Origin of the sequence: Phormidium pseudopriestleyi FRX01, from assembly GCF_017313335.1 — a bacterium.
GTDB classification, from domain to species: domain Bacteria; phylum Cyanobacteriota; class Cyanobacteriia; order Cyanobacteriales; family Laspinemataceae; genus Laspinema; species Laspinema pseudopriestleyi.
This window is the reverse complement of the sequence record NZ_JAFLQW010000646.1, coordinates 1-9,151: the sequence shown is the minus strand read 5'-3', so window position 1 is coordinate 9,151 and position 9,151 is coordinate 1. Positions and strand designations below refer to the sequence as shown.

The window sequence follows — 9,151 nt, the reverse complement described above, 5'->3', positions numbered from 1 at the left end:
TGAAGCTCGTCTCCGTAGTCGGTTTTAACCGACTTTAGCTATTAGGCGGGGGTTTAAACCCCCGCCGATTGTCAGACTGCAATTTTTGCTAAAAATTCAGGCATCCCGCGAATGCCTAAATTGAGATGAAACACAGAACCTGCCCCTGCTCCTTCTTTGGCGCGATTGTCTCCGCCTGCGGTGGTTGCATAAATATCTGTATAATCTTCACCGCCAAATGTGAGAGCCGATACTTTTTTCGCGGGGAAGGGGATGCGGAGGACTTCGGTGCCGTCGGGACGGTAGCGGAAGAGGTGATGACCATCCCATCGGGCGGACCAGATATAGCCTTCAGCATCTACCGTCATGCCGTCGGGGACGCCTTCTCCTTGTGGGGTGGTGAGCAGAACTTGGCGATCGCTGATGTCCCCAGTTGATACATCGTAGTCAAAGCGATAAATCTCACGTTTGGGGGAATCAGTTAAGTATAAATATTTCCGGTCTAGGGAGAAGCCCATCCCGTTAGGAATTTGGAGGTTTTCTAGCACTTGGGTGAGAGTGCCATCGGTGTTGAGGCGGTAGAGGGAACCGAGACGATCGCCTTTTTCCATTGTGCCGCTAAAGACTCGTCCTGCGGGGTCAACGATGCAGTCATTAAAGCGGGTTTCGCGTTCGGCAGGGATTTCCGGGATGATGGGGGTGAGGGTGTTATCTTGCCAGCGGGCGATCGCCCCTTTTGCCATGAAAAACAGCAAGGAACCATCCTCATGAACGGCGATCGCCCCTACGGAGTCCCCGTCATAAATCTGTTCATGGGATGCCGTTGCCGGATCATAGCGGAACACCCGTCCCGTGGGAATATCACTCCAATAGAGGCGTTTTTCCATCGGATGCCAGGTGGGAACTTCGGCATTGTGACAGTGATAATCGGCGATAATCTTCGGTGTTTTCATGACTTTAAAAAAAACGAGGAACAGTCAAATTAGATTGATGAGAAGGTCAACTATCTTTCCCAGGGTAGCGAATTGCGTTAAGATTGAACAGGAGGAGCACCAAACCCCGGAACCAAGACGAAAAGAGTCAGAGGTAGAGTAGGACAGGAAAGACGGTGCAATGGATTGAAGAAATATGATATAAATTGTGGGAATAAAAAATCACAACGAGGAGCCGAGAATTGCCGACGCTCAATCTCCCTAGACTGGATGGGGGAGATCCCGACACGATCGCCAGGAGTTTGATAGAATCTTCCGGAGTGATCGAACAGCTAAAAGGAATCTAGCAGAAACAGCGGCTCCAGTCCTGGGGACTGGGGACCCGTTAGCGCGATAGTGTTTAAGTGAACTCCTGCGGGATGGGATAAAGATGGTTACCGGACAGACGAGTTTTTTTTCTAAAGTCAGTATAAATAAGACAGACACAAAGCGATCGCCGATCCGACCCTTTGTGGTGATGAGCATAATCACCTTACTCATGGGTGTATGCGGTGTGCGTCTGGCACAGTTGCAGATTGTAGAAGGGGAAGAGTACCAACAACGAGCAGAAGATAACCGGATTCGGTTGATTCCGATTCCGGCAGCGCGGGGTAATATAGTAGACCGTAAGGGTAAACTGATGGCAGCCAATCGGTTAGCACGAGCAGTCTATTTATGGCCTCGGGAGCAAAAACCGGAGCAATGGAAAGAAACCGCTAAAAAGCTCAGTCCCCTGATTGATGTTTCCCCTGATGATATCGTCAATAAAATTAAGGAAACCGGATATACCTCGGGAATGCCGGTACGGATCGCTCAAAGGATTGACCCAGAAGCATTTGTGACCCTAGCTGAGGTAATGGCAGACATTCCCGGGATTGAAGTGCGGGCCGAATCCAACCGATACTATCCCGAGGGTGACACCGGCGCTCATGTCGTGGGATATATTGGGGAAGCCACCCAAGAAGATCTGATGGCGAACCCGGACTATCCGATGGGAATTATCATCGGCAAGATAGGAATCGAAAATACGATTAACTCCCAATTGACCGGAGTTTGGGGTAATCGTCTGGTGGAGGTGAATGCCAATGGGGAGGAAATTCGCGAACTGGGGGTGCGATCGGCCATTAGTGGGGAACCCCTGCAGTTAACCCTGGATGCGGAAGTCCAAAAAGCTGCGGAACGCGCACTGGGGTCCCGACGGGGTGCTGTAGTGGTCCTCGATGTGAAAACTGGGGGGGTCTTAGCAATGGCCAGTGGACCCAGTTTTGACCCAAATATCTTCACCCGCAACGTCAAAGCATCAGAATGGCAGCGTCTACAGGGGTTAGAAAATCCCTTTCTGAATCGAGCTTTGCAGGGATATCCTCCTGGGAGTACCTTTAAAATGGTCACTGCAGCAGCCGGAATTGGGTCAGGGAAATATCATCCCGATTCCTATTTAGGGACCTCGGCCTATATTGTGGTCGGTGGCATTGCCTTTCACGAACATAGTGGGGGATATGGGGTGATTGGGTTCCAGGATGCTTTGGCGTACAGTAGCAACACCTTTTTCTATCAAGTCGGGATGGAAGTTGGACCCGAGGCGATCGCCGAATGGGGAGGTAAACTCGGGATTGGCGAGTCTACCAGCTTAGATATATTGGGACTCGATGGCGGGAGTCACGGGATGATTCCCACCCCAGAGGAAAAACTGCGGATGTACAACGAACCTTGGTATGCCGGGGATAGCGTGACGATGGGGATTGGTCAAGGCATGGTGTTATGCACCCCCTTGGAACTGGCGGTGATGTCTGCTGTATTTGCCAATGGCGGAAACCGAGTCAAACCTCATTTACTCGCCTCTCAAAGTAATACCCCCGCAACTAAACCGGAACCCGCCGGACTCTCAGACGAGGCGATCGCCGTGATTAAAGAGGGAATGGTTGCCGTGGTCCAAAAAGGGACCGCCCGAGCCTTAAATGATGGGACTATTCCCTTAAGCGGGGGCAAAACCGGGACTTCAGAAGTCTTAGGACAGCCTTCTCACGCCTTGTTTGTCGGATTTGCACCCGCAGTTAATCCCGAAATTTCCATTGCCATAGTGGTGGAAAATGGCGGCTATGGCGGGGTTGCGGCGGCACCGATCGCCTTAGAAGTCTACCGGACCTATTTCAAGAAGTAATCTCTAATGGACCTGTGGAAACCGGGTTTGGGTGCGATCGCCCGAATCCGGTTTTTTAGTGGTTTCCACTTTCCTTCCCTACGGATTCTGGTTTGATTAAGAAAATCAACAAATTCTCCCCCCTTTTGAAATTTTGAGCTTTAATAGCAGATATACCCTAGGGTCGGCAGGACCCCCCTATCAATTCACTTAGGAAACAACCCTTAAATTTCTGCCCCCCAATTGAGGGAGCAAACTCCAGAATATCAGCTCATATCCTTAATTCTTTTTGGTGATAAAAATGCGTCTAATCCGTAGAACTTGGACGTGGTTTATTTTAGGTCTGCTACTCTCATTCACCATAGCAGCCTGTAATTTCTTTGAAACCGCTTCAACCGTTAAACAACTCCCGGCAGTAGCGCCCCTGGCGACTCCTCAACTCCCCGACTGGATCGAGGAAATTTCCCCCACCGGAGAAGCTGACCCCTTGGCGCAAATTCGCATCCGGTTTAAAAACCCAGTAATTCCCTTAGAAAGTCTGGATTCACCGGAACAAACCGCTAAACTCAATCAATTTCAAATCACCCCTGAACTCCCGGGGCAATTCAGATTTTTAACCCCCAAGATGGTCGGATTTCAACCGGATGAAGCCCTACCTAAAGCCACTCGAATCCAAATTACCCTCAAATCGGGTTTAGCTGATTTAAACAATCATCAACTCAGTCATGATTTAGCCTGGACATTCAACACTGAACCGATTAAATTAACCAATTTACCCACCAGTGACCCGCCCGATGAATATACTGAACCCCAATGGATTGACCTGAAACAACCCCTGGAATTTACCTCTAACGTGCCGCTGAATCTCAATTCACTGAAACAGCAGGTTAAATTAGTTCCAGTAGGCAGAAACGAAGGGGTTTCTCTGCAAGTGGAATCCGTGGAATCCGAGGATGCTTTAACGGCAAGTTCCGCCTTAGCCTTTGACCCGTCTTTGCAGACTTGGACCTATCAAATCACCCCACAACGTGAATTAGAAAAAGGCACAGCTTACCGAGTGGAAATTTCCCCAGGATTAGAACCCGCAAGAGGAAATTTAGTCAGCGATCGCCCCTTTAATAGTGATGTCAAAACCTACGAATCCCTGCAATTCCAAGAAATGGAATTGCATGGAAAACCAGAGATGGGATTTGCTTACGGGCGCTTTCTCAACGGCGCACCCCAGTTAAAGTTTAATAACTGGATTGACCCAGAATCGGTGGAAAATCAAATTACCATCAATCCGCCGCCCAAAGACGAACCCAAACTGATTCAAGTCTATCCCGATTCTAACATTGTTAATCTCAATCCCTGGGCCTTAGAACCGACTACTCAATATACCATTAATATTGGGTCTGAAGTTCAAGATAAATATGGACAAAAATTAGGGAAACCAATTACCCTGAATTACCAATCTGGAGATTTAGCCGCAGAAATTTGGGCACCTTCCAACTTAAATGTGTTTCCCACCGGCAAAGATTTAGAATTGACCATTTCAGCGGTGAATCTGCCCGATTCTGCCTATAAAGCTGCCTATCGGATTGTCGAACCCACGGATTTAGTCTTTACCGATTCTGCTTATCCCCAAGGGAATGGCACAGACTTGTTACCCGACCCCAGTAATTGGCAAAGTTTCCCCATTTCATCTCCTCCTAAAAATCAGACTGCTACGGTGGCAATTCCCTTACGAGAACGCCTAGGTAGAACCACAGGAATGTTAGCTTATGGCATTCAAGCCCGCACCAATTCTTATCAAGAAAACGGCCAAAAAAAATGGAGTGAACCCAACTATTATGGAATGGTTCAACTCACCAATTTAGGTGTATTTAGTCAGTGGTTTCCTGATACCGGACTGGTCAAAGTTAATCATCTGTCTGATGGGGCTGCCGTTGGCGGTGCAAGGGTAGAGATTTATCAATCTCAAACCAATGCAACAACGCGATCGCCCGTGACCCCCTGTGCCACTGGAACCACCAATGCCACCGGACTTTTAGTCTTGAATTCCCAACAGGTGCAACGCTGCCGCCAGAGTGCAGAAGACGCCCCGGAATTACTCGCAGTCGCCCGAGAAAACCAAGATTGGGCCTATACCCGCATTTGGCAATATAGCGGCGCTTATGGATATGGCATCGATGGGGAATGGAATGCGGGAAAACCCCTCTCTCGTGGGACAATTTTCAGCGATCGCCAACTCTATAAACCCGGAGAAACCGCCGAGTTCACCGCCGTCGCTTACTATCTAGAAAACGGCGACTTAATCCAGCACAAAAATGCCGCTTATACCGTCACCTTGCGCGACCCCGAAGGGAACGAAACCGCCCTCGGAACTCAAACCACCAATGAATTTGGCACATTTGCTTTAGAAGTTCCCCTGAGTGATAGTCTGCCCTTGGGATACTATTCAATTGTCGCCAAATCCAACAATGAGGTAGAAATTAACGGGGAATTTCGGATTGCTGAATTCAAACCCCCTAACTTCCAAGTGCAACTCGCCCTTGATAAAACCTACGCCCTAAGTAACGAAAAAATCCAGGCCAAAGTAACAAGTAACTACCTGTTTGGTTCCCCGGTTGCCAGCGGTAATGCCAAATATTACATCACGCGATCGCCCGCAGAATTCACCCCTCCCGGTTGGCAAGAATTCAGCTTTGGTCGCCAATGGTTTTGGCCCGAAGAACAACCCGAAATTCCCAGCGAAGTCCTGCAACAAACCGCTACCTTAGATAACACGGGGTCCAATACCTTAAACTTTACCATTGACCGGGATTTACCCTATCCCATGACCTATCGGATTGATGCAGAAGTCACCGATATTTCTAATCTCTCCGTTGCCAATTCTCAAACCTTAACCGCCTTACCCAGCGAGAAACTAATCGGAGTCAAAACCAACTTTGTCGCTGATGCCGGGAAACCCTTTTCCATCGAGGCGATCGCCACCGACCCCACCGGAACTGCCATCAACGGACAAACCCTGCGGGTGGAACTGCAAAAAATGGATTACAGCAGCGTCACCCGGGTTGTCGAAGGCAGTCGCACACCCCGCTATCAGGTCGAATATCAAACCGTCGCCACCGAAACCCTCAAAACCGGCAATACCCCGAAAACCCTCTCTCTCACACCCCCAGAAGCGGGTTCCTATCGGATTCGGGTCAACCTTGCCAACGCCAAAACCGACGCCACCGCCACCGATGTGCAAATTTGGGCCACCGGAACCCGGGGAGTGAGTTGGGGACGACGTAGCGATCGCGAGAACTTCCTAGAAGTCAAACTCGACAAAAACACCTACCAACCCGGTGATATTGCCACCGCCTTAATCCAGTCTCCCTACCCCGAAGCAGAACTCTACTTCGCCGTAGTCCGAGACAAACCCTTGTATCAAACCATCACCAAAGTGAGTGGCGGTGCACCCCAAATTCAGTTTAAAGTCACCCCGGAAATGCTTCCCAATGCCGCAGTAGAAGCGGTGCTCATCCGCCAAGGACCGGCCTTAGACCAAGCGGAACCGGAGAATGTGGAAGATTTGGTCAAAATCGGGTTTGCACCGTTTAAAACCGATTTAGGCGAGAAATATCTCACCGTCCAAGTCACTCCCGCACAAAGTACGGTACAACCTGGCACTCAGGAAACGGTGCAACTGCAAGTCACCGACAGCCAAAACCGGCCCGTCCAAGGCCAATTAACCGTGATGGTGGTGAATGAGGCTGTCTTACAACTCACTGGATATCGTCCGCCTAACTTAGTAGACACTGTGTATGCAGAACAACCGATTTCCACAACCTGGAGTGATAACCGCTTCAATGTTGTGCTATCTCCCCTGAGTTCTCCCTTGCAAAAAGGCTGGGGATACGGAGGCGGATTCTCGGCAGGTTCTGGCAGTACCCGAATTCGCACCGAGTTTAAAGCATTAGCGTATTACAACGGGTCCGTGATGAGCGATCGCAACGGACGTGCGACAGTCAGCTTCCCACTCCCGGATGATTTAACCACCTGGCGAGTCATGGCGGTTGCCACCACCACAGATATGCGCTTTGGGAATGGGGAAAATACCTTTATCTCCAGTAAACCCCTGATGGCGACTCCCCTGTTACCGCAATTTGTGCGACCGGGCGATCGCTTCTCTGGCGGCCTTGCCATCACCAATACCACGGGAGAAAAAGGCCAATTAAAAATCCAAGGTTCCGTGAGTGAGAACCTCTCTTTTGCCGACAAAACCGCTACAACCCAAACCTTGGAAACCCAGGCAGACTCGGGAACCCGCGCCTATCGCTTCAATATGCAAGCGGACACCCTCGGCGCAGGAACAGTGCGATTTGTCAGTCAATTAAACCGCGAGGGAGATGCCTTCGAGGTTCCCTTATCTGTCAGAGAACTCTCCGTAGGTGAGACCGTCGTGGATACCGGAACCACGGAAACTCAGGTGAATATTCCCTTGAATATAGACAACAATGTGCTACCGAATATCGGAGGATTACAAATTGACCTGGCATCAACTTTAATCCCCGAAATTACAGCATCAGCGCGAGATACATTGGACGAGGATAGCTTACCCTTTTTAGAACCGGCGGCCTCACAACTGGCCGTGGCCGCTAACCTGCAAATTCTAGGACAAAAGTACCGGCAAGCATTGGGAGAATTTAATCCCACCGAACAAGCAGCGATCGCCCTCGATCGCCTCCAAAAACTGCAACTCCCTGATGGGGGATTTGCCGCCTATCCCGGACAAACTCAATCCGACCCCTTCCTCACCGCTTATGCTGCCGAAAGTATATCCCAAGGGAAAACAGCAGGATTTGCCATAGATGAGGGAATGCTCTCACCTCTGCGCGGATACTTACAAAAAACCCTCGCTGACCCGGGACAATATTCCTATTGCAACAGTCAATCCTGTAAAAACCGCGTCCGTCTCGGCGCATTAATGGCCCTCTCAGAATTGGGAGAACGGCGCAATGACTTCCTCGCGGATATATATGCCCAACGGAATGACTTAGATGCCGTCGCACAAACCAAACTGGCGCGATATTTAGGACAATTCCCCGACTGGCAAAGTGAGGCGCAATCCCTCTCGAATCAACGCTTTGAAACCGTTGCCGAAACTGGGCAATCGGCCACCGTCAACCTGCCTCAAGGATGGGGATGGTTAAGTTCTCCGACGACCGCACAAGCACAAACCCTGCGCTTGGCGATCGCCCGAAACGCGAACCCAACCCTGCGCGATCGCCTCCTGCAAGGATTACTCAACCAACGCCGTTCGGGAACCTGGGAGAATCGCTACGCCAACGCCGAAGCACTTTCTGCCTTAGTTGCCTATAGCAATACCCAACCGACTCCCCCCAACTTCACCGCCACCGCCACCCTAGGCGGCAAGACCCTAGACTCGATGCAGTTCCAAGGGTATGACAATTCCCGAGGATTTATCCAAGTGGCAATGGATAGTATCCCCAAAGGACAGACTAATCTCACCCTGAATAAAACCGGGAATGGCACATTGCACTACCTGGTGGAATATGGATATCGGTTACCGGGAAATCAACCGGGACGGTATAACGGATTGCGAGTCGAACGGAAAATCAGTCCAGCGGGAAGCGACAAGGCGATCGCCCAATTTGGGTTAGCAAAACCGGATAAACCCCTAGTGGTTGCTGCTGGACAAGTGTTTGATATTGGGTTAGAAATCATCAGCGATCGCCTAGTCGATCATGTGGTGATTACGGACTCGCTACCTGCCGGATTTGAAGCGGTTGATAGCAGTTTCCAGACCTCGACATCGGCAGTCCAGTCGGCACAAAGTAGCTGGGAAATTGGCTATCAGAACCTCTATAGCGATCGCATCGTCGCCTATGCCGATCGCCTGCAACCGGGAGTGTACACCCTGCATTATTTAGTGCGATCGGTCACCCCCGGTATTTACGAATGGCCGGGTGCCCATGTTTCCCTACAATATGCCCCCGAAGAGTTCGGGCGATCGGCCTCCTCAACATTGGAGGTGAAAGAGTAACAACGTTTGTAGTAACCCCTTCAGGGG

3 protein-coding genes are annotated in these 9,151 nt (G+C 50.3%); 2 read left to right on the top strand and 1 reads right to left on the bottom strand.

Going from position 1 to position 9,151, the window contains the following annotated elements; translation table 11 throughout:
* Positions 1-71: 71 nt before the first annotated feature.
* Positions 72-932, bottom strand: a complete 861-nt coding sequence (locus J0895_RS24335; RefSeq protein ID WP_207090567.1) for an SMP-30/gluconolactonase/LRE family protein — start codon at positions 930-932, stop codon at positions 72-74.
* Positions 933-1,341: 409 nt separating this feature from the next.
* Here J0895_RS24335 and mrdA point away from each other — a divergent pair, with 409 nt between their 5' ends.
* Both mrdA and J0895_RS24325 read left to right on the top strand, forming a co-directional pair.
* On the top strand, positions 1,342-3,111 hold the full coding sequence (gene mrdA, locus J0895_RS24330; protein WP_207090566.1) for a penicillin-binding protein 2: 1,770 nt from the start codon (positions 1,342-1,344) through the stop codon (positions 3,109-3,111).
* Positions 3,112-3,391: 280 nt separating this feature from the next.
* Positions 3,392-9,124, top strand: coding sequence for an alpha-2-macroglobulin family protein (locus J0895_RS24325; RefSeq protein ID WP_207090565.1), 5,733 nt, complete (start codon positions 3,392-3,394; stop codon positions 9,122-9,124).
* Positions 9,125-9,151 lie beyond the last annotated feature (27 nt).

Coding starts and splice junctions, on each gene's coding strand:
- J0895_RS24335 (WP_207090567.1), bottom strand. CDS start 932: ATGAAAACACCGAAGATTATCGCCGATTATCACTGTCACAATGCCGAA.
- J0895_RS24325 (WP_207090565.1), top strand. CDS start 3,392: ATGCGTCTAATCCGTAGAACTTGGACGTGGTTTATTTTAGGTCTGCTA.
- mrdA (WP_207090566.1), top strand. CDS start 1,342: ATGGTTACCGGACAGACGAGTTTTTTTTCTAAAGTCAGTATAAATAAG.